Raw genomic sequence first — 20,788 nt, 5'->3', positions numbered from 1 at the left:
CTTCGAGCGAACTCCGTCACAGGAATCGGGCCAGGTTCCTGTCGAAGTGAGCGCGGAACGCCACACCACGAGACGGGAGAACCCACGGGTCTTGCAGCCCGAAGTGGGACATTAAACACTCAAGCAATGAGTGAGCAACGTAAGACTTCATAAAGGTGATGTGATCTGGATCACACTAGACGTTCGGCTCATATCACTCCAATTGCATAAGTGTTGTGAGCAGGGAAGTCGTGAAAACACGAAAAGGGCCCGGCGCTAAGCGCCGGGCCCTTTGGTCGAGCCTTGCTATGACTCGCTATGCGAGTGAATCAGCCGAGACTGAAGGGCTGCCCCCACAACACGACGTCGGAAACCACGTTGTCGGTCTCGACTTTGACGGTCACGAACGAGCGTGCCTGAGCGTAGCCAGCGCAGCCGTTGAGTCCGATGGTCTCGTCCGACCAGGTGACCGACGCGCTGTTACCCGCGAACTTGTTGCGGCCGTAGTGGGCCTCGCTGCCGAAGTCGTCGGCCTGCTCCAGATCGAGGACGTAGAACGCCTTCGACTGACCCGGGCCCAGGCTCAGGTTGGCGCCCGAGGTGGCGCCGACACTCGGCGACGAACCGTCGTAGTTGGCGCCCGCGTCGGCGCCGCCGGTCGCGCCGCCGCCGGAGATGTTGACCTGGCAGCCCACCACGTAGCCGGGCCAGATCTTGCCGCCGACCGCGCCGTTCGGGCCGGAGATCTCGACCTGCGCCGAACCGGAGACCCAGGCGTTGCGGTGCAGCGGGGTGGAGCCCAGCGACGGGTTGATATTGGCGGATTCACCGACCATGCGAACGGTCACCACGGTGCCGTCGGACAGGGTCTTGGTGATCTCGCCACCGGGCAGCGGGACGAAGGTGTCGGCATTGGCGGCGCCGGTGGACAGCAGGCCCAGCGCGGCCGTCGCGGCGACGCCGACACCGGCCGCGCGGGCCATGGTCTTGCGAATGTTCATGGGATTTCCCTCTAGGGTCGAATTCGCTTACGCGAGAAAGAACTTGGCTTTTACAGACCAGCGTCAGCCGAGGCTGAACGGCTGCCCGTAGAGGGTGGTCTTGGAGTAGTGGTCGCCGATGATCTCGACGACGGTGTACGCCCGCGCCTGGGCGTAACCGCCACAGCCCTGGATGTCGACCGGGACGTCCTGGTATTCGATCGAGTAGGTGCCGGACTTCAGAATGTCCTTGCTGTCGATCTGCACGAATTTCACATCGCCGGGGCCGATGTTCAGACCGATCGAGCCGCCCGCCTTGACGCCGGTCAGATCGACGCCGCCGGAGACGCCCGCGGAGACGGCGTCATCGGCCAGGCTGACCTGGCAGCCGATGATGTATCCGGTGTTCAGCTGCGACGCGCCGTGCGTGGAGGAGTTGTTGGAACCGGGGCCGTTGGCGGGGCCGTTGTTCGGGCCCACCTCGCCCTCGGGGGTGGCCGTGACGTCGGCGCGGACATTGCCGCTCAGCCAGGCCGTGCGTCCGGCGCCATTGGCGGCCAGGGACGGCGAGATGAGCGCGCGCTCCCCGGTGCGGGTGATGGTGGCGTTCGGGGTGGTCTTCTGGCCGTCCGGCAACGGCACGAAGGTGTCGGCGTTCGCCGCGCCCGTCGACAGCAGGCCGACCGCCACGACGGCGGTCGCGCCCGCGCCCGCGAGACGGGCGGCACGAAGACCGCGAATGCGGTTGTCGCTCATGTGTTCCCTCATCAGGTGTTGTACGTTCCCCAGCCCCGACAACCGGGGCTGCGAGGGTCTCTCACGGACCGACCTCTGCCTGCTGGCTACGCGCCAGCACCTCATCGAAAGCCAAGAAAGTCCTGAGAACTATCGACCCGTCGCAGACCATAACTGTTGCAGCAATCACTTAGCAACGGCCAAATCGGACAGGTGATCAGAATCCCGGTCACCGGGATGTGTGAGGTGGCTCTCAGCCGTGATGGGGCGGTACCTGGCGGCGCAGCCAGTCGTCCGGCGTCCCGTGCGCATCGGGTTCGGGGGTGCGCTCGTCACTGGTCGTCGCGGGCAGCGGCTCACCGAACACCCGGGCCAGCCGTGCCGCCTCGGCCGCCGAGAGCTTGCGCCCTCGCCGCCCCTTCGCCCCGGCCTCGGCACGATCCGCGGTCTCGCCAGCGGACGCACGCTCGGTCGAGTTCGGGTGGGCCGGTGATTGCTCAACCGGGCGCGACGGGGCGGCTTCCGGCTCTGCCGAGTTCCGAGCGACGGGCCGCGGCGAAACAGCCGCTTGCCCGCTGGCCGACCGCGGTGACGTCGGATCCGATGCGGGCGGGTTCGGCTGCGGCGGTTGCCACCGGGCGCGCCGCCGCGCGCGGCGCGGTGCGGCGGGCCCGCGCACCGCGAGATTCGACTCCGCCTCGTCTGACACGTGACCCTGTTCCCGCTCCGGGTGATCCTGCGACGCGAGACGTTGCCCGGCGCGATCTTGCTCCGCGCGGTCCGACGACGCGGGGCCCTCCTCCGCGCGATCGTGTTCGACCGGAAATGCGGGAGACCCCGCCCGGCTCTCCGCCGAAGCGGATTTTCTTGCCGGACGGGGTTTCTCGGATGCGGAATCCGGGTCGGTCATTCCGCCAATCCGGAGAGCTGTTCGATGGCGCGGCTGGCGAGCGGGCCGAGGGTGGCCATGCCGTCGCGGACCGCGGCGCGGGTGCCGGGCAGGTTCACCACCAGGGTGCTGCCGGAGACGCCCGCCAGGCCGCGCGAGAGGCCCGCGTCCAGGGATCCGGCGGCCAGGCCGGAGGCGCGCAGGGCCTCGCTGATGCCGGGCAGTTCCCGGTCGAGCACATCGGAGGTGGCCTCGGGGGTGACGTCGCGGGGCGACATACCGGTGCCGCCGACCGAGATCACCAGGTCGACCCCGCCGATCACGGCGGTGTTGAGCGCATTGCGGATCTCGACCTCGTCGGCCTGCACCGACACCGAGGCGTCGACCAGGAACCCGGCTTCGGTGAGCAGTTCGGTGACCAGCGGCCCTAGTGAATCCACTCCGCCGTGCGCGGTTCGGTCGTCGACGACCACGACAAGAGCTCGGCCCGCCACAGCGGCATCGATTTCCATGGTGCTCACCGTAGCGTCCTTGTCCGACAACGGCTCCCATCCCCCGGTGGTTATGACCCGTTCCGCCATCAGCCGAACCGGTCGGGTGCGTACCTGGCTCATCGTCCGCCCTCCACTGTCGCCTCGCCGAGGGTGACCTCGGCGGTTTTCGTGTTTTTGCCCTGCTCGTCGGTGTAGGTGACCGTCACCTTGTCGCCGGGCTGGTGCGAGCGCACCGCGGCGATGAGGGCATTGCCGGAATCGATGACCTGATCGTCGAGCTTGGTGATGATCGCGCCGCTGGGGATACCGGCCTTGGCCGCGGGGCCGTCCGGGGTCGCCTCCATCACGCGCGCGCCGTTGACATCGTCCTGGGCCCGCACCTTGATGCCGATCTGGGCGTAGGTGGCCTTGCCGGTCTTGATCAGCTGATCGGCCACCCGGCGGGCCTGGTCCACCGGAATCGCGAAGCCGAGGCCGATGGAGCCGCTCTGGCCGCCGGAGGCGTCGCCGACGCCCATGGTGGCGATGGCGGTGTTGATGCCGATGAGCTTGCCGTTCATATCCACCAGCGCGCCACCGGAATTGCCCGGGTTGATGGCGGCGTCGGTCTGAATGGCGTCGATGACGGTGGTCTGCGAGCTGGCCTCGCCGCTCGTCGACACCGGGCGGTTGAGCGCGGAGACGATGCCGGTGGTGACGGTGCCCGCCAGGCCGAGCGGCGAACCGATCGCCACGACGCCCTGGCCCACCTGGAGGTTCTCCGAGCTGCCCAGTTCGATCGGGGTCAGGCCGCTCTTGCCGCTGACCTTGATGACGGCCAGATCCGAGACCGGATCGGTGCCGACCATGGTGGCCGGGGCGGTGGACCCGTCGCTGAAGGCCACCTCCATCTTGGCGTTCGGGCCCGCACCGCTCACCACGTGGTTGTTGGTGAGGATGAGCCCGTCGGTGGAGAGCACCACGCCGGAGCCCTCGCCCTCGGCGCGGGCGCCCTCCACCCGGATCATGACGACGCTGGGCACGACCTTCTGCGCGACCGCCTGCACCGAGCCCTGCGGCGCGTTGGCCACATTGGTGGCCTTCTCGCGCGGTGCGTCGAGGGCATTGGTGATGGCGGGCCCGCCGCCGGAGTCGCGGGTCGCGAGCGAGCCGACCGCACCGCCGATGCCGCCGCTGAACAGCGCCAGCGCCACCGCGCCAGCCACCAGGGCGGTTTTGCGGCTGCGCTGCGGCGCGGGCGAATTCGGGTAGCCGGGCTGTCCCGGGCCGCCGTACATGGGCCCGGTGGCGTGCTGCCCGGTCTGGAAGGACCCGGTCGAGTAGGCGTGCTGATTACCGACGGGGATCTCCGCGGTGGCCGACGCATCGTGGCCCGCGCCCGGCCCGGCCGCGCCGTACGCCTGCGCTCCGTGGCCGTAGGGGTGCGCCGAAGGGCCGAAAGGGCCGGGGCCGCCGTAGGACTGGCCCGGCTGTCCATGGCCGTATCCCGCACCCGCACCGCCGGATTCGCCCGCCGCGCCCCCGAACTGTGTCGTGGCGGGGTCACCGTGGAACTGTCCGGACCGATCGCCGTACGGCTGCGCCTGACCCCCGGACGGGGCGGCGCCGTGCGACTGGCCGGTGGGCGACCGGTCGGTGTGCGGCTGCCCGGGCTCGCCCTGGGCGGGCGCACCGGCGCCGGGCACGGCGGCGGAATCGCCGGGCACGGCTGGCTGATCGTCGCGCTTGTCCATCGAATCCTCGGTCATGTTTCTCGTTTCTCCCTCGAGTCTGACGACCAGCCTGATGGCGAGTACTGAGAGCGGACTGAGATGGTCCTAGCTTTTCGCCGAGCATTTGTCGGATCGGCGACCCGGGCTCACGGCAGGACGGCCGGGGGCGCTCCGGGAAGAACGATACGGATCGCCGCGCCGCCGCGGTCGGAGGTGTCGATGGTGATGGTGCCGCCGTGCTTGGTCACCACCTGCTTCACGATGGCCAGACCCAGCCCGGAGCCGGGCATCGAGCGCGAGGCCGTGGTGCGGTAGAAGCGTTCGAAGACCAGTTCGCGTTCGGCGGGCGGGATACCCGGCCCGGCGTCGTCGACGGTGAACTCCAGCAGCCCGCGCCCGTTCTCGGCCATGCTGACGTACACCTTGGCTCCGGCCGGACTCCATTTGGCGGCATTGTCGAGCACATTGAGCAGCGCCCGCTCCAACCCGGCCTCGTCGCCGTAGACCACCCACGGCCGCAGCACCGCGTCGAATTCGATTCCGGTGCGCCGCCGCCGCACCCGCTCCAGCGCGCGTTCGGCCACATCGCCGATATCGACCTGTTCGTACACGGTCTCCGGGGCGTCCTCGCGGGCCAGATCCACCAGATCGCCCACCAGCGTGGACAATTCCTCGATCTGGGCCATCACATCGCTGCGCAGTTCGGCCATGTCCTCGTCCGGAATGCGCGGCGCGCCCGGCCGACTGGAGGCGATGAGCAGCTCGGCATTGGTGCGCAGCGAGGTCAGCGGCGTCTTGAGTTCGTGTCCGGCGTCGGAGACCAATCTGCGCTGGCGCTCCCGGGATTCGGCCAGGGCGCGCAGCATGGTGTTGAAACTCTCGGTGAGCCGGGCGAGTTCGTCGTCGCCGGTCACCGGGATGGGGGTCAGATCGTCGGTGCGGGCGATCCGCTCGGTGGCCGAGGTGAGCCGGGCGACGGGTCGCAAACCGGTGCGCGCCACCGCGGTTCCGGCCGCGGCCGCCAGCACGACGCCGCAGCCGCCCACCACGAACAGCAGCCAGGCCAACCGGTCGAGCACCTCGCGGGTGGGTTGCAGGCGCTGCGAAACCACCAGGGTGGAGCCGGAATTGGTGCGCCGGGCGAGCACGCGCTGATTGTCGACGGTGCGCAGCGAGAAGCCGAGTTCGCCGTGCGCCACCGCGTCTTCCTGGGTGCCGATGGGCGGTTTGGTGGGCTGCGGCGGCACGTAGCGCGATCCGTCCGGGAAAATGAGCGCCACCCCGACGTCGTTGGAGTACAGGCTCGCCAACACGATCGACTGGAAGCCGAGGCTGTCGAAATCGTTGTCGATCATGAGCGAGGCCCGCGCCCGCAACTGCGAATCGACGTCGGCGTAGAGCGAGCGCGCCACCATGGCGTAGGCCGCGATGGAGGTGACCGCCACCGCGACGGCCACCAGCGAGGCCGCCAACAGCGTCACCCGCCAGCGCAGCGACACCGTCCGGGTGAGCGGCATCGGCGGACGCAGCTCGGCATTGTCCGAACGTCCGATTCCGGCGACCACCGGTCGCCGTGGCACGGTTCTACCCACGAGCGCGGCTCCTACGGAGGGGTTTCACGCAGGACGTATCCGACACCGCGCACGGTGTGGATGAGCCGCGGTTCGCCATCGGCCTCGGTCTTGCGGCGCAGATATCCGATGTACACCTCGAGGGCATTGCCCGACGTCGGAAAGTCGTAGCCCCACACCTCTTCCAGGATGCGACTGCGGGTGAGCACCCGACGCGGATTCGCCATCAGCATTTCCAGTAGCGAGAATTCGGTGCGGGTGAGACTGATCTGTCGTTCGCCGCGCCACACCTCCCGGGTGACCGGGTCCAGCGACAAATCAGCGAACTTCATTGTCTCCGAGGATTCCAGCTGATCGGAGGTGGTGCGGCGCAACAGCGCCCGTAGTCGGGCGAGCAGTTCCTCGAGGGCGAAGGGCTTGGGCAGATAGTCGTCCGCGCCCGCGTCCAGTCCGGCCACCCGCTCGGAGACCGAATCCCGTGCGGTGAGTACCAGAATCGGCAGATCGTCGCCGGTGCTGCGCAGGCGGCGGCACACTTCCAGGCCGTCCAGCCGGGGCATCATGACGTCCAGGACCAGGGCGTCGGGGCGCTGGCCCACCACCTTTTCGAGGGCGTCGGCGCCGTCGACGGCGAGGTCGACGGTGTAGCCGTTGAAGGTCAGCGAACGCCGCAGCGATTCGCGAACCGCGCGGTCGTCGTCGACTACCAGAATGCGCATGGGTTCCAGTCTGGCCTGAGCGACTGAGAGGTGACTGAGAAGGCGGCTTCCGACACGCCGAGTGACACTACGGGGTGACCTGCGTCTTTCTATTCGAGGCCGTTGCGTGTCGCCGCGCGCGGACGAATGCGAATTCGAAAGGCGTTGCGCCCAGCTACTTTCGGAGCCTCACACGCCGAGTCTCCCGAATTGCCGCGGCGCAGTTCGCGCGGTATGTTGCGTGCCGTAAAAGAAGACCCTTAGTTGGTTCCGCGCGGGTTGAACCCCATATCCGTACAACCGCATACGACCCGGGGGTCACTCGTGAAAGCGGAGGCGACGGCAACGGGATGGAAGCTGCACCCCGGTCCTGGCAATTCAGCCTGTCCAATTGGCCCGTCACTCGCAAGGTCGGCATCGTACTGGTGCTACCGGTGCTCCTAGCCTCGACCTTCGCGGTGCTGCGCATCAACAGCGAACTGCAGACCATCAACCAACTGAGCGCCGGTACCGAACAGGCCGTCGTTTTTCAGCCAACGATCAAGTTCGAGTCCGCCACACAGGAACTCGCGGTCGCGGCCATCAACGGCTACGGCAACACCGAGGCGGATCCGGCCCTCGACACCGCCATCGGCAAATTCGACCAGGCGGCGGCCGACCTCGAGACCCAGCTGCGCACCTCCAAGGCCGAGGCGGCGGTCACCAATGAACTGACCCAGGTGCTCGCGCTGGCCCGCACCATGCGCAACAGCCTGCGCACCGGCTCGGCGCAGACCATCGGCGAACAGGCCGACGCGGTCTCCAACCGCATCCAGGTCGCGCTGTCGAATTCGCAGTCCGTCGCGGATCTGCGTGTGCAGCAGATGTTCCTGCAGATGGGTACCGCCATGACCGCGGGCCGCCTGCTGACCCAGGAACGCATCATGCTGGCCACCCCCGGCGCGGGTTCGAATCCGGCACTTCGGGTTCGACTGCTCACCGCCATCGGCGCCGAGGTCACCATGCTGGAGGTCTACCACGGGCTGTCGCCGGAAGAGGCGAAGAACTACAACACCCTCAAGGACGCCGCGCAGGCGCGCATCGGCATCCTCATGCAGAATCTGCCGGACGCCGCGGCGATCCCGGCCATGAACGAGACCATCAAGACCAGCTCCGAGGCGTACCAGCAGGAGAGCACCGCCATCTCGGAGTCGCTCGAGGCCAAGCTGTCGGAGCTGACCACCGAGGCCCGCAACAACGTCTTGCGCGATACCTCGATCGTCATTGGCATGCTGCTGGCCGGTCTGGCCATCGCCCTCGTGGTGGCCCGCTCGCTGGTGGTGCCCGTGCGGCGACTGCGGCGCGACGCCCTGCAGGTCGCGCACATCGACCTGCCGCAGGAGCTCGAGGTCGTGCGCAGCGGTGGCGCGACGCCGGAGATCACGCCGGTCGACGTGCACACCACCGAGGAGATCGGCCAGCTCGCCCGCGCCGTCGACGATATCCACGCCCAGGCGCTCCACCTCGCCGGTGAACAGGCCCGACTGCGCCTGCAGATCGGCAATATGTTCGAAACCCTTTCCCGCCGTAGCCAATCCCTCGTGGAGCAGCAGCTCAACCTGATCGAGGAACTGGAACGCGACGAGGACGACTCCGAGCGGTTGCAATCGCTGTTCCGCCTGGACCACCTCGCCACCCGCATGCGCCGCAACGGCGACAACCTGCTGGTGCTCGCCGGTACCGCGCTGCGCCGCGGTCACCTGCCCGCGGTGCCGCTGTCGGACATGCTGTGGTCGTCGGTCTCCCAGGTGGAGGACTACCAGCGCGTCGAGATCGGCACCGTGCCCGACGGCATCGTCGCCGGTGAGCCCGCGGTCGATATCGAACACCTGCTGGCCGAGCTCATCGACAACGCGCTGCGCTACTCGCCGCCCTCCACCCCGGTGGCGGTGTCGGTGGCCCGCGCCGTGGACGGCGGCTATCTCATCGAGATCACCGACCGCGGTCTGGGCATGAACACCGAGGACCTCCAGTCCATCAACGACCGGCTCGCCTCCGGTGGCGAGGTCAATGTCGAAACCGCCCGCCGCATGGGTCTTTTCGTCGTCGGCCGCCTGGCCAAGCGCCACCACATCACGGTCAGCCTGCGCCGCACCTCCGCCATGGTGGCGCAGCCGGGCATCACCGCGAGCGTGCACCTGCCGGGCACCCTGGTCTCGCCCGCGCCGGAGCGTACCGACAATGCGACGGGCACCTATCCGGTGACCTCCGCGCTGCCGGTCGCCCCAACGCCGCTCACTCCGCAGCAGGCGGGTCTGACCAATCTGACCGCGCTGCACGTGTCGCAGTCCGGGCCGCTGACACAGTCGGGACCGCTGACGCCGGTGCCGTCCGCGCCGGTCTCCGCGCCCGCCCCGGCGGTCGCGCCGCCTCGACTCATGCCGGTGCCGAATCCGCCGGAGACCCCCGCGCCGCGCTTCGGCGTCACCAGTTCGGGCCTGCCGCAACGGCGTACCGCCGTCACCGAGGAGACCGACTCGACGCCGAGCGCACCGGCCGCGTCCGGCGCGGTGGACTTCTGGGGCGAGAACCAGCAGTGGGACAACAGCGAGACCCAGCAGTACAAGGCCAGCGATATCGAGCAGTGGGGGGCCGCCAACGGCCTCGGCCGCCAGCCCGCGCCGGTGCCGAGTCCGGCTCCCGTGCCGAGTCCGGCCCCCGTCGAGCCGACGGGCAACGGCGGGAACGGGAACGGCTTCCGCTCGTCGTTCGACAGCGGCAGCGGGGACGGCGGTAGCGGTTTCGGCGGCAACGGAAACCGCAACGGCGGCAACGGCAATGGCAGTGGCAACGGCGGTGCCAACGGCACCGGCTTCGGTGGCAACGGCACCGGCGGTAATGGCAACGGCGGCAACGGCGGCAACGGCAATGCCCCCGCCGAGTCCGCCCGCACCGCGACCCCCGCCGCCCCCGCCGCGCCTGCCACCCCCGAGCGCACCGCTCCGGTGCAGTCCGCCCCGGAGCAGCGCCCCGCGCCCGAGGAGACCCAGTCCCCGATCTACCAGCGCATGGTGTCGGAGTGGCTGGTCGAACCGGCCGCCGGTGGTGACGGCGGCGCGGCGTGGTCCTCGTCCACCGACGCCGGATGGGCCGCCGCCGAGCAGGCCATGGAACCCGCGGTCTCGGAGAAGACGCAGGGCGGCTTGCCGATTCGTCGTCCCGGCGCGCAGCTGGTGCCCGGTGCGGCCGCACCCGCCGAGGAGGAGGGCAGCCGCAATCCGGAGGAGATCCGTAGCAGCTTGACCAGGCATCTGAGCGGGGTTCTCAGTGGGCGCGCGGACGCCCAGCACAAAGACGGAGCCCCATACAACGACGGAGGGCATGCATGACCGAACAGCGCACCACAACCGATGAGAATCTGAACTGGCTGGTCACTCGATTCACCCGAGAGGTGCCGGGTGTCTCGCATGCAGTTCTGGTGTCCGCGGATGGTCTGCTGCAGGCCACCAGCCCGCATCTGCCGAGCGATCGCGCCGAGCAGCTGGCGGCCGTCACCGCCGGACTCGCGAGCCTGTCCGCCGGTGCCGCACAGCTTTTCGACGGCGGCAAGGTCATGCAGTCGATCGTCGAGATGCAGCGCGGCTACCTGCTGGTCATGAGTGTTGGCAATGGCTCGCACCTGGCGGTGCTGGCCAACAAGCAGCACGACATCGGCCGCATCGGTTACGAGATGGCCCTGCTGGTGGATCGAGTCGGGTCCGTGGTCCAGGCCACCGCCCGCCAGACCGCGTGATCAGCGGATGTCCAGTCCGAACGGCGGGGGTGCCGGTCGTCCGACATCGCGTGTCCGCCCATACGCACTGACCTCGGGCCGCACCGAACCAGCGGTGGAGCTGCCGCTGGAGGCGGTGGTGGAGACCCTGTCCTACACCGCCCATTTCGACTGGCCCGCAGGCGATATCCGCACCGAGATCCTGCGTCTCGGTACCGCTCGCCTGTCGGTCGCCGAGATCTCCGCCCATCTGCAGCGGCCGTTGGGCATGGTGCGCGTCGTGATCGGCGACCTGGTGGTCGCCGGAACACTGCGCGTGCATTCGACTTTGAGCGAAGAGGCGACGTTCGACGAGCGCCGATCTTTGATGGAGAGGACCCTGCATGGACTCCGGGCGCTTTGACGCCGCGCCCTACAACGGCGTACCGCAGTTCGCCAACTCGGCGGCGGGACAACAGTTCCCGCCGCGCCCGGGCGAGGGCGACCTCCGCACCGCTTCGACCAAGATCGTCGTAGCGGGCGGTTTCGGTGCGGGCAAGACCACCTTCGTCGGCGCGGTGTCGGAGATCGTTCCGCTGCGCACCGAGGCGATGGTGACCGGCATGTCGGAGGGTCACGACGACCTGGCCGCCACGCCGGGCAAGGAAACCACCACGGTGGCCATGGATTTCGGCCGCATCATCCTGCCCGGCAATCTGGTGCTGTACCTGTTCGGCACGCCCGGACAGCGGCGGTTCTGGTTCATGTGGGACGACCTGGTGCGCGGTGCGATCGGCGCGGTGGTGCTGGTGGACACCCGGCGCATCGAGGACAGCTTCGCGGCCGTGGACTTCTTCGAGGCCAAGAAGCTGCCGTTCCTCATCGCGGTCAACCGCTTCCCGGACGCCCCGCGCTTCCCGGTGGCCGAACTGCGCGAGGCGCTCAGCGTGCGCGAGGGGGTGCCGATCGTGGACATCGACGCCCGCGATGCCGGGGAGGTGCGCCGGACGCTGGCCGCGGTCACCGAGTACGCGATCGAGCGGCTGATGGCGAAACAACGCGAAACCGCTTGGCGCGGTTGAGCAACCGCGAAACCGGGTACAGGGGGGTTCGAGGGCGCGGCCCTCGAACCCCTTCCCCCGCCTCGGGCGGGTGTTGGCGCAGACCTCGACTGGGAGTACGAACGGCGTGATCTACTTCTCCATGGGCTACTGGGTCCTCGCATTGGCGGCCATCGTGTCCGCCTCCGGCGCGGCCGTCGGCCTCGCCTGTATCCGGCAGTCCACCAAATCGGTGACGGCTCGGTTCCGCTATGTCTGGCTGTTCGTCGCGGGCTGCTCCATCGGCGGCGTCGGCGTGGCGATGCCGATCTTCGTCCTACTGCTGGGCGTCGGCGCGAAGGGCAGCCAGATCCGCTACGACAACACCTCGATCATTCTGTTCTCCACCCTCTCGGGTATGACGGTGCTGGCCGCGCTGATCGTGGTGGGCCGCACGCTGAACACCGTTCGGCTCGCGGTGGGCACGGCGATCATGGCGACCGGGCTGGGCAGCATCGAGGTGCTCATGTTGGCCGCCATGCGGGTGCAGGGGTCGGTGAACCACAACCCGCTGGCCTATATCGCGGTGTACGCCATCGCGATTCTGGTGTCGGCGGCCACCCTGTGGTTCAGCCTCACGGTGCGGTCGCAGTTCCTGCTGGCGGGCGGCGCGATGCTCTACGCGCTGGCCGTCATCGGCATGACCTACAGCGGTCTGGCCGGACTGTCCTTCGATATCGATCCGGCGGCCGCCGCTCCCCCGGGCGTGGACCTGTTCACCTGGTTCGTGCCGACCTTCATCATCGGCACGCTGTCGCTGGCGGTGCCGATCACCGCCATCCTGGTCGCGCCGGACCGCCGGGAGGCCAATCTGGTGCCCGCCATGTCGCAGCCGGGCAGTGCGCCGCGCACGCCCACCCCGGCCGAACGCCATCCCGAATCGACCGAGACCCGGGTCCCGCTCCTGACCCATGATTCGATGATGCGCTGACGCGGAGCACACCGTTGGTTCGGCCGGGATGCGATGCGTCCCGGCCGAATTCGTTGTCGGGGGCAGAGGTCACTGCGTGGGTTCGGGCATATCGCCCACGACTTCGCTGGGGTCGAGCAGCGCGAACAGTTCACCCTGGGGCGCGGCCAGAATGGCCATGCGGCCGAAGGGTCCGTCCTGCGGCGCGAGCAGGACCGTCGCACCCAACTCCTCGGCGCGCCGTACCCCATCGTCGATGCCGTCGTACTGGAACCAGGTGAGCCAGTAGGGCCGGGCGGGTGGGCTGCCATTGCGGCCGTCGTCGTTGATGCCGCCCGCGTTGTGGCGCGCGCCGGGCGGGGTGAAGGCGGCGTAGCGCATGGCCTCGTTGTCGTATTCGGTGTAGTCGAAACCGAATACGTCGGCGTAGAAGCGCTTGGCCGCCTCGTAGTCGCCGGTGTGCAGATCGTTCCACAGGTACGCGCCGTGCTCGTTGTGCACGGCCGCGCCATTGTGCACCCGCGCCTCCCACACCGCGAAGGGCGCGCCGGTGGTGTCGGCGGCGACGAACATGCGGCCGAACTCCATGACGTCGAAGGGTGGCACCAGCAGGGTGCCGCCCGCGGCGCGCACCTGTTCGGCGGTGGCGTCGGCGGAGAGCACGGCGAAGTACGTGGTCCACGCCGAGGGCACGCCCAGTTCGGCGGGCAGCGAAGGCAGGTCGGCCACAGCGGGTTTGGGGCCGATACCGGCGATGGCGTGGCCGTCGCGCAGCGCCATCAGATAACCCCCCGACTCCCCGTCCCCGCCCTGGACATCCCATCCGAACAGTTGGGCGTAGAACTCACCGGCCTTGACCGGATCGTCGACCTGGCAGTCGACCCAGCACGGGGTGCCGGGCGGCCAGGCTTCGCTGCGTATGGGCATTTCGGTCTTCTCCGTTCCAACTCCGACAAGCGAATACAGATCGATGACGTGATTCCCATCACATGATCGCCACCCAGTCAACCACCAGGTCGCGACAAATTTCGGCGCTGGCCGTTTTTCGACGGAAGCCACCCGATGCCCAGCGCGCCGCGGGCACGGCGAATTACAGTGGGAGTCATGCGTTTCGGGCTGGACTACGCGGGAGGGCGGCCCGGCGCGAGCGCGATCCGGGCGGCGGGCTTCGATTTCGTGGTCCGCTATCTCTCCGACGGCGGGCCCACGCTGCCGGGCAAACTGCTCACACCGGCCGAAGCGGACGACCTACGCGCACACGGCGTCTCGATCGTCTCCAATTGGGAGACCACCGCCTCGCGCATGCTCGACGGTTTCGGCGCGGGGGTCACCGATGCCCGCGCCGCGCTGGCGCAGGTGCTGCGCTGTGGCGGGCGACGCGATCGGCCGATCTACTTCTCCGCGGACTTCGATGCCACTCCCGCCCAACAGGTTCCGATCAATGCCTATCTCGATGGCGCGGCGAGCGTGCTGGGCCGCGAGAACACCGGCATCTACGGCGGGTACTGGCCGGTCAGCCGGGCGCTGGACGCGGGGACGGCGACCTGGGCGTGGCAGACGGTGGCCTGGTCGGGGAACAACCTCGAACCGCGCCGCCACATCCTGCAGACCGCGCGGCAGGTGGATGTGAACGGCGTGCGCTGCGATGTGAATGTCACCGACCGCGCGGATTTCGGCCAGTGGGACTTCGAACAGGAGGATTCGGACGTGACGCCCGAACAGGAGGAGATACTGCGCGATATCCAGACGCAGTTGCGCGGACCCGGTCTGGCCGGGTGGCCGCAGCTGGGCGACGATCCGCAGGGCCGCCACCGCACGCTGGTGGACGGCCTGGCCGCCGCGCTGGCCCGGATCGACGAACTGCGCACGGAGGTCAGCGAACTGGAAGCGACGACCGCCGAGCTGACCGAGGAGGTGGAGCGGCTGTCCGGTCGGCGCTGGCCGTGGCCGTTCTCCCTCATCGAGGGTCCGGCCAATGCGGTGGGCAATCAAATAGCACGGCTGGAGCAGCTGCTGCCCGATCTTCCGCTACCCGGATGGGGCGAGGAGAACGGTGACGATCGGGCCGCGGCCGCCGCCGCCCGGAAAGCCGCATCCGACAATCGAATTGATTGATATGTCCGGAATGTCGCGAACTGCGGCAATACCGCGAGAGGTGCGGAAATCGGGCGAGAAACCGCCTGTGAAGTGGCGATGAGCGGGTTCCCCTGTAGTCAGGAGAACCCGCCCTCGGCCACGAGAATACCGCCGCAACGACACGAGTTCATCACTTCCGGAAGACTTTTTGAATTCCCCCGTGCCCCGTGGGCCACATACCTCACATCGCGCGGGCCGAACGGGTGAGTCCGAGCGACACCCTGGCGAATCTCCTGCGCCGCGACCGAATTCGGCGTTAGGTTCGGATCACCTGTTCAGATCTACCGAAGGAGATGGCCATGGCCGTCAACGTGGTACTCGACAAGGCTCTAGACAAGGCTTACGAAGACAAAGGTCTCCAGGAAATCCTCTCCGCCCCGCCGTCGGCGCTGGCGGGACTCACGCCCAAACACGATGAGGCCCTGGCCGCGCTGGGTATCAAGACCCTGGCCGACCTGGGCACCAACAAGTACTTCCGGCTCGCCGCCACGCTCGCGGATCTGGCGGGCAAGGAAGGCTGAGCGCGCCCGACCGGCGGCGCCGGATCGTACGACGAAGGGGCCGAACCGTTCTCACGGTTCGGCCCCTTCGCCTGTGTGCCCCTGCCCGGGCTCGTGGGGTCTATCGGCCCACGGCGGCTCGGGGTTTCAGTGATGTGTATCGCGTATCAATATCGACCGAGGTCAGAGCTTGTCCAGGTCGATGAGGCCGCGCTGGACGGCCACGACCAGCCGCCGCGGCACCTGATGCACCACGCCGCCGACCTTCACCGGGACCAGATCCGGCGGCGTGGCCTTCCACTGCGACCGGCGACTACGGGTGTTCGACCGCGACATCCGCCGCTTCGGGACCGCCATCTCAATTCTCCTCTCGTCCGGCCTGCGCGCCGCGCAGCCGCTTGCCGTAGCGGCGTTCGAACTTCTCCACCCGGCCCGCGGTGTCGAGCAGACGCTGCGCACCGGTCCAGAACGGATGCGAATCCGAGGTCACGTCGACCACGAGCAGCGGGTAGGTATTGCCGTCCTCCCACTCCACGGTGCGATCCGAGGTCGCGGTGGAGCGGGTGAGGAACTGCTTGCCGGTGTTGTTGTCCTGGAACACCACCGGGTGGTAGTCCGGGTGAATTCCTGCCTTCATGGCCTTTACCTTTCGTTGGAACGGTTGTCGGTGGCGATCGGCGCTTCGGTGGATTCGCTGGCCTCGCACGGGTCTTCGTGCCACGCGCCGAACGGGTCCGCCCACCGCGCGACCTTGTCGGGGGCGCGCTGCACCAGCCGCAGTTCGGCCTCGTCGACCAGCGCCCAGTGCAGGGCCTGGCGGATCTCGTCCGGATCGGCGTCGTGCACCAGGACCACCAGCGAGATGTCGCGGTCGCCGAAATCCTCGTGCCAGCGCAGGGCGGCCATGGCACGGCGGTCCGGATCGGCCTGCGCCAGTTCGGCGTCCGACATGGCGGCCAGCCAGCGTCCCGCGCCGCCGACGCGCAGACCGCCGCCCGCGGACTCCAGCCACACCACCTCGTCGGGCTGAGTGGCCAGCCAGACGCGGCCGCGGGCGGTGACCACACCGTCGAAGAGCACGTCCAGGGCGGAGTGCAGGCGCTCGGGGTGGAAGGGCCGGTCGGTGGCGAATTCGATGAGGGTGACGCCGTATTCGGTGTCCAGCGGCGGTTCACCGCGCAGCAGTGGGGCGTGCGCGTCGTAGGAGCGGCCGCGGCGGGCGTCGTCGGGAACCTGGTCGAGCAGGGCGCGCAGGTCGCCGCCGTGGCAGCCGTCCGGATCGATCACCCAGAGCACGGGGGCGAGCGGCACCAGGCGCTCGAGCACCGCTTCCACCCGCCCCTGGTCGAGGGGGTCCAGGGCACCGGCCTCGAAAGCGATGACGGCATCGGCGAATTCGACCTGGCCGACGGCGAGTTGCGCGACGGTGCGCTCGTCGTCGGTGCTGGCGTGGCCGCGTTCGGCGAGGGTCTCGTCGCCGGTGGCGTCGGCCAACCAGTCCCGGGCGTCCACGCAGGTGAGCACGGATTCGATGCGCACGCTGCGCCCGGCCGGGCCGTCCACGCGGCCGTGCACCCCGGTGACGACGACATTCTCGATGGCCTGGCAGACGGCCTCGGCCTCGAAGGCCGGATCCAGCGCGAGCACGATGCGCCGCACCGAATCCCGTTGTGCCAGCACGCACAGGTAGGGCAGCAGGTCGGCGCGCAGGGTGCAGGACAGGCAGCCGTGCGCGAGTTCCAGGACGGTCAGGCTCTCGCGGCCCTCGCTGTGCACGGTGCGGCGCACCACGCCCTCGTGCAGGTCGCTCAGATCGTGGCGGACCACGACGGTGCCCGGCTCGGCCAGTTCGCACGCCACCTGGTCCACGCCCGCGGCGGCGCGGCCGGGCAGGCCCGCGACGACCACCACGGGGGTCCGGTGGTCGTGTTCGGGTGCGCGCTGGGTGGGCACCACCATCACCTCTTTCGACAACGATTTTCATTTACCGAGAGGTAACGGTACATTGTCGACCGAGCGTTGTCGAAAACGATTGTCATCAACTGGAAGGGAGTGACATGTCGGCCATCTGCCAGGTCACCGGGCGTAAACCGGGATTCGGCAAGTCCGTGTCGCACTCGCACAAGCGGACGAACCGGCGGTGGAACCCCAATATCCAGCGCAAGACCTACTACCTGCCCAGTGAGGACCGGCGCATCACGCTGACCGTCTCCACCAAGGGCATCAAGACCATCGACCGCGACGGCATCGAGGCCGTGGTGGCCCGGCTGCGCGCCCGCGGCGAGAAGATCTAGGAAGGCCGCACATGGCATCGAAGTCGACCGAGCTGCGTCCGGTCATCAAACTCAAGTCCACCGCGGGCACCGGGTACACCTACGTCACCCGTAAGAACCGCCGCAACGATCCCGACCGGATGGTGCTCAAGAAGTACGACCCGGTGGTGCGCAAGCACGTCGACTTCCGCGAGGAGCGCTGACGTGGCCAAGAAGTCGAAGATCGAGAAGAACGAGCGCCGCAAGGTGATCGTGGCCCGCTATGCCGAGCGCCGGGCCGAGCTCAAGGAGCTCATCCGCAAGCCCACCACCTCCGACGCCGACCGGGCCGCCGCGCAGACCGCCCTGGCGAGAATGCCGCGCGACGCCAGTCCGGTACGCTTGCGAAATCGGGACGCCGCGGACGGACGCCCGCGTGGTCATCTCCGGAAGTTCGGCCTCTCGCGTGTACGTGTGCGTGAGATGGCTCATCGGGGAGAACTGCCCGGTGTACACAAATCGAGCTGGTAAGCATCCGCATGAGTAAGGAACCGCTGACATGGCAGTGAAGCGAGCACCGTCGAAGAAGGTCCGCGCTGAGCAGGCCCGACGCCCGAAGAAGAACCCTCTCATCGCCGCGGGCGTCGAGACCGTCGACTACAAGGACGTGAACCTGCTGCGCACGTTCATCTCCGATCGCGGCAAGATCCGCAGCCGTCGCGTCACCGGCCTGACCCCGCAGCAGCAGCGCCAGGTCGCCGTGGCGGTCAAGAACGCCCGCGAGATGGCATTGCTTCCGTTCACGAGCCGGTAGCGACTCGACGGACGAAAAGCCAAGCGGCCCCGATGCTTACGCATCGGGGCCGCTGCGCTTCAGAGGGAGGGTCGGGGTCGGCGGGGCGGCCGCGGTCGACGCACCGGGTCAGACGGACTGTTGTTCGGCGGCGCGGATGGCGCGGGCCAGGGTGGCGGTGGCGTAGCGCCGCCAGAGCGGGGCGGCGACGAAGCGGACGAGCCAGTGGCGGCCGGGGCGCGGGTGGAACGAATAGGTCCAGCGGACAAGGGAATTGCGGCCCGCGGTGGTGAAGGTCCATTCGCCGTCGACCTTGGCGACCAGGTAGCGCATGAAGCCGGTGAAGTCGGCGAGCTCGTAGGTGAAGTGGCGGGCGCGGGTGTAGCCGGTGAGCTCCTCGCGGGCGGTGGAACCGTCGGAGAGCAGGACGGTGCGGGTGCTGCCCGGGGTGTCCCAGGGGCCGGTCTGGTCGCTGACGCCGCGGACGGCGGGGAGGGGCCCCATACCGGTGAAGATGGTGGTCAGGTCGATCGGCGCGATGACATCCATGGCGGTGTGCGCCGAAGTGGCGCAGCGGGATTCGACGGTAACCGGGATGTATCCGTGGCTCATGCCGCCCCATTGTGCCCGCGAAAACGCGACCGCGCCGGGCGTTGCGAGACGATGTCCCGAACGACCGCTTGGCATCGCGCGTCCGCGCCGGGCATTGGGCAACGATGCCCTGAAGGACCACTCGCCACCATGCGACCGCGCCGGGCATTGCGCGACGATGCCCCCACGACCACTAGCCGCCACGCGACCGCGCCGCGCATTGGGCAACGATGCCCTGAACGGCCACTCGCCACCGCGCGACCATGCCGGGCGTTCCGAACGAGCCGCGGCGATCGCATGCCAGCGGGCATCCGCGGCGGGCGAGGCGCGGTATCCCTCGGCCGAACGCCAGGTGCCGCGCCGCCGGTGAAAATGACTGAGCCCCGGCGCTTTTCGCACCGGAGCTCAGGTCTCGATCCGTCGGTCGCGCCCTCTTACGGGATGACCAGCTCCTGGCCGACATCGATCATGTCGGGGTTGGCGATGCCCGACGCGGCGGCGATATCGGTGTAGCGGTTGCCGTCGCCGTAGTACTGCTCGGCGATCGCCCACAGGGTTTCGCCGGGGGCGACGGTGTGGGTGCGGGTGGCCGGGGCCTCCGGCGGCGGGGGCGGGGCGTCTTCCACCGCGGCGGCCTGAGTCTGCGGCTCAGGGGCCGCGAGCGGGTTCTCGGTATTGGTGCCCGACGACCAGAGGGCGCTGCCGTCCTTGCCGTAGAGCACGACATTGCGGTCGGCCTGCACGACCAGGCGGTCGGCATCCTTGCCATTGGTCTCGGTCGACCAGGCCGCGCCTTCGCCCTTGTACAGCACGAAGTTGCCGTCCGACTGCAGGACGGCGCGTTCGACGCCCTGATCGTGAGTCATGCTGCCCCACACGACCGTGCCGTCCGGCTCGGTCAGCACGAGATTGCCATCATTCTGCAGAGTCAGGGTGTAGGCACCACCCTGCAAAGACTGACCGAGCCCGAGTTCTTCGCCTACATGCAACGCGTCGCCCACGATGCGTCCTTTCGGTGTGGGGGGATCTTCGGTGAATCGATGGTGCGAGAAGTGCATTCACACGATCTCCGACCAAGGTTACGGCTCGGACAGCGCACGGCGCGGAGATACGCGCCGCATCCCGCCAGATTTTGACGACGTTTCGCCAGAAGTTCGCCAGCCGCTCACCATCGGCGCGAAAATCGGACTGACCATTAGGCTTGTCGCCATGTACGGGAATTGGGTACGCCGCCTCGGCGCGGTCGGCTGCGCCGCGCTGTTGAGCCTGGCCGCCGCGGCCTGTGGCAGCTCCGACGAGGGCGACGCCACGCCGGAGACCACCACCGCGGCCGCCACCACCACGCCCACCGAAACGACGCAGGGACCGATCGGCCGGGCCTTCACCGCCGACCCGAGCATCGTCAGCCCGCACCCCATCACCTTCGACAGCTGGACCCGCGTCGCACCCGACAAGATCGCGGTGAACTTCCAGACCGGATCGCCGGAGTGCTACGGCGTCGACGCCACCGCCACCGAGACCGACAAGGCGGTCACGGTGGAGCTGCGCGGCGGCACGAAAGCCGATGCGGTGGGCAAGATGTGCACCATGATCGCCGTCTTCGGCTATCTGGAGATTCCACTGAAGGCGCCGCTGGGTGATCGAGAAGTGTTGAGCGCCAAGTAGTTACCCACGACCGAACAACGACGGGCCGGTACGTGGTCCACGTACCGGCCCGT

25 protein-coding genes are annotated in these 20,788 nt (G+C 68.6%); 12 read left to right on the top strand and 13 right to left on the bottom strand.

The window, feature by feature from the left end:
* Nucleotides 1-308: 308 nt before the first annotated feature.
* The 7 genes from ACIBH2_RS15505 to ACIBH2_RS15475 form a co-directional block, all read right to left on the bottom strand.
* Nucleotides 309-980, bottom strand: coding sequence for an MspA family porin (locus ACIBH2_RS15505; protein ID WP_397117801.1), 672 nt, complete (start codon nt 978-980; stop codon nt 309-311).
* Between the two features lie 63 nt (nt 981-1,043).
* Nucleotides 1,044-1,715, bottom strand: coding sequence for an MspA family porin (locus tag ACIBH2_RS15500; protein WP_397117799.1), 672 nt, complete (start codon nt 1,713-1,715; stop codon nt 1,044-1,046).
* A 232-nt stretch (nt 1,716-1,947) separates the two neighbouring features.
* Nucleotides 1,948-2,403 carry a hypothetical protein gene (locus tag ACIBH2_RS15495; RefSeq protein WP_397117797.1) on the bottom strand — a complete coding sequence of 152 codons (456 nt, stop codon included), beginning with the start codon at nt 2,401-2,403 and terminating at the stop codon, nt 1,948-1,950.
* A gap of 197 nt (nt 2,404-2,600) precedes the next feature.
* A complete protein-coding gene (locus ACIBH2_RS15490) occupies nt 2,601-3,095 on the bottom strand; it encodes a molybdenum cofactor biosynthesis protein B (protein ID WP_397120769.1) in 495 nt (164 codons plus the stop codon).
* 98 nt (nt 3,096-3,193) lie between these two features.
* A complete protein-coding gene (locus tag ACIBH2_RS15485; protein WP_397117795.1) occupies nt 3,194-4,825 on the bottom strand; it encodes a S1C family serine protease in 1,632 nt (543 codons plus the stop codon).
* Nucleotides 4,826-4,935: 110 nt separating this feature from the next.
* Nucleotides 4,936-6,306 (bottom strand): ATP-binding protein, encoded by a 1,371-nt coding sequence (locus tag ACIBH2_RS15480; protein WP_397120767.1) that lies wholly within the window; start codon nt 6,304-6,306, stop codon nt 4,936-4,938.
* Nucleotides 6,307-6,392: 86 nt separating this feature from the next.
* On the bottom strand, nt 6,393-7,079 hold the full coding sequence (locus ACIBH2_RS15475) for a response regulator transcription factor (RefSeq protein ID WP_397117793.1): 687 nt from the start codon (nt 7,077-7,079) through the stop codon (nt 6,393-6,395).
* A 329-nt stretch (nt 7,080-7,408) separates the two neighbouring features.
* Here ACIBH2_RS15475 and ACIBH2_RS15470 point away from each other — a divergent pair, with 329 nt between their 5' ends.
* From ACIBH2_RS15470 to ACIBH2_RS15450, 5 genes are all read left to right on the top strand, one after another.
* A complete protein-coding gene (locus ACIBH2_RS15470; RefSeq protein ID WP_397117791.1) occupies nt 7,409-10,426 on the top strand; it encodes an ATP-binding protein in 3,018 nt (1,005 codons plus the stop codon).
* The gene (locus tag ACIBH2_RS15465) at nt 10,423-10,830 is read left to right on the top strand and encodes a roadblock/LC7 domain-containing protein (RefSeq protein ID WP_397117789.1); all 408 of its coding nucleotides are present in this window, start codon (nt 10,423-10,425) and stop codon (nt 10,828-10,830) included. The genes ACIBH2_RS15470 and ACIBH2_RS15465 overlap by 4 nt, the downstream gene beginning before the upstream one ends.
* Nucleotides 10,831-10,837: 7 nt before the next feature.
* Entirely contained in the window at nt 10,838-11,212 is a 375-nt protein-coding gene (locus tag ACIBH2_RS15460) for a DUF742 domain-containing protein (protein ID WP_397117787.1), read from the top strand.
* Nucleotides 11,193-11,870 (top strand): GTP-binding protein, encoded by a 678-nt coding sequence (locus ACIBH2_RS15455; RefSeq protein WP_397117785.1) that lies wholly within the window; start codon nt 11,193-11,195, stop codon nt 11,868-11,870. Before ACIBH2_RS15460 ends, ACIBH2_RS15455 begins: the two co-directional genes overlap by 20 nt.
* Before the next feature lie 106 nt (nt 11,871-11,976).
* The gene (locus tag ACIBH2_RS15450; RefSeq protein ID WP_397117783.1) at nt 11,977-12,819 is read left to right on the top strand and encodes a hypothetical protein; all 843 of its coding nucleotides are present in this window, start codon (nt 11,977-11,979) and stop codon (nt 12,817-12,819) included.
* Between the two features lie 69 nt (nt 12,820-12,888).
* Here ACIBH2_RS15450 and ACIBH2_RS15445 read toward each other — a convergent pair whose 3' ends face one another.
* A complete protein-coding gene (locus ACIBH2_RS15445; protein ID WP_397117781.1) occupies nt 12,889-13,725 on the bottom strand; it encodes a VOC family protein in 837 nt (278 codons plus the stop codon).
* 177 nt (nt 13,726-13,902) lie between these two features.
* On the opposite strand from ACIBH2_RS15445, the gene ACIBH2_RS15440 reads away from it, so the two are divergent.
* Entirely contained in the window at nt 13,903-14,913 is a 1,011-nt protein-coding gene (locus ACIBH2_RS15440; protein WP_397117779.1) for a DUF1906 domain-containing protein, read from the top strand.
* Between the two features lie 320 nt (nt 14,914-15,233).
* Nucleotides 15,234-15,455: a hypothetical protein gene (locus tag ACIBH2_RS15435; RefSeq protein WP_397117777.1), complete on the top strand. Its 222-nt coding sequence runs from the start codon at nt 15,234-15,236 to the stop codon at nt 15,453-15,455.
* A gap of 162 nt (nt 15,456-15,617) precedes the next feature.
* Here the strand turns inward: ACIBH2_RS15435 and rpmF are convergent, their stop codons facing one another.
* From rpmF to mrf, 3 genes are read right to left on the bottom strand one after another with little or no spacing between them, the layout of a single operon-like run.
* Nucleotides 15,618-15,791, bottom strand: coding sequence for a 50S ribosomal protein L32 (gene rpmF / locus ACIBH2_RS15430; protein ID WP_397117775.1), 174 nt, complete (start codon nt 15,789-15,791; stop codon nt 15,618-15,620).
* Between the two features lies 1 nt (nt 15,792).
* Nucleotides 15,793-16,071 (bottom strand): type B 50S ribosomal protein L31, encoded by a 279-nt coding sequence (locus ACIBH2_RS15425; RefSeq protein ID WP_397117773.1) that lies wholly within the window; start codon nt 16,069-16,071, stop codon nt 15,793-15,795.
* Between the two features lie 5 nt (nt 16,072-16,076).
* The gene (gene mrf / locus ACIBH2_RS15420; RefSeq protein WP_397120765.1) at nt 16,077-17,393 is read right to left on the bottom strand and encodes a ribosome hibernation factor-recruiting GTPase MRF; all 1,317 of its coding nucleotides are present in this window, start codon (nt 17,391-17,393) and stop codon (nt 16,077-16,079) included.
* A 98-nt stretch (nt 17,394-17,491) separates the two neighbouring features.
* On the opposite strand from mrf, the gene rpmB reads away from it, so the two are divergent.
* From rpmB to rpsR, 4 genes are read left to right on the top strand one after another with little or no spacing between them, the layout of a single operon-like run.
* Nucleotides 17,492-17,728, top strand: coding sequence for a 50S ribosomal protein L28 (gene rpmB, locus ACIBH2_RS15415; RefSeq protein WP_039817163.1), 237 nt, complete (start codon nt 17,492-17,494; stop codon nt 17,726-17,728).
* An 11-nt stretch (nt 17,729-17,739) separates the two neighbouring features.
* Nucleotides 17,740-17,910, top strand: a complete 171-nt coding sequence (gene rpmG / locus ACIBH2_RS15410; protein ID WP_029931154.1) for a 50S ribosomal protein L33 — start codon at nt 17,740-17,742, stop codon at nt 17,908-17,910.
* 1 nt (nt 17,911) lies between these two features.
* Complete coding sequence (gene rpsN / locus ACIBH2_RS15405; protein ID WP_397117770.1) at nt 17,912-18,217, top strand: 30S ribosomal protein S14; 306 nt, start codon at nt 17,912-17,914, stop codon at nt 18,215-18,217.
* A 28-nt stretch (nt 18,218-18,245) separates the two neighbouring features.
* Nucleotides 18,246-18,500 (top strand): 30S ribosomal protein S18, encoded by a 255-nt coding sequence (gene rpsR / locus ACIBH2_RS15400; protein ID WP_040695439.1) that lies wholly within the window; start codon nt 18,246-18,248, stop codon nt 18,498-18,500.
* A 108-nt stretch (nt 18,501-18,608) separates the two neighbouring features.
* On the opposite strand, the gene ACIBH2_RS15395 is transcribed toward rpsR, so the two are convergent.
* Nucleotides 18,609-19,091 (bottom strand): SRPBCC family protein, encoded by a 483-nt coding sequence (locus ACIBH2_RS15395; protein WP_397117768.1) that lies wholly within the window; start codon nt 19,089-19,091, stop codon nt 18,609-18,611.
* A gap of 413 nt (nt 19,092-19,504) precedes the next feature.
* Nucleotides 19,505-20,071: a LysM peptidoglycan-binding domain-containing protein gene (locus tag ACIBH2_RS15390; protein ID WP_397117766.1), complete on the bottom strand. Its 567-nt coding sequence runs from the start codon at nt 20,069-20,071 to the stop codon at nt 19,505-19,507.
* A 208-nt stretch (nt 20,072-20,279) separates the two neighbouring features.
* Between ACIBH2_RS15390 and ACIBH2_RS15385 the strand changes: the two genes are divergently transcribed.
* The gene (locus tag ACIBH2_RS15385; protein WP_397117764.1) at nt 20,280-20,735 is read left to right on the top strand and encodes a hypothetical protein; all 456 of its coding nucleotides are present in this window, start codon (nt 20,280-20,282) and stop codon (nt 20,733-20,735) included.
* Nucleotides 20,736-20,788: the final 53 nt, after the last annotated feature.

It is taken from the genome of Nocardia sp. NPDC050406, assembly GCF_044459025.1.
In the GTDB taxonomy this organism is placed as follows: domain Bacteria; phylum Actinomycetota; class Actinomycetes; order Mycobacteriales; family Mycobacteriaceae; genus Nocardia.
Note: the sequence above shows the minus strand (reverse complement) of the source record. Positions and strands in the feature narration are given on the sequence as shown.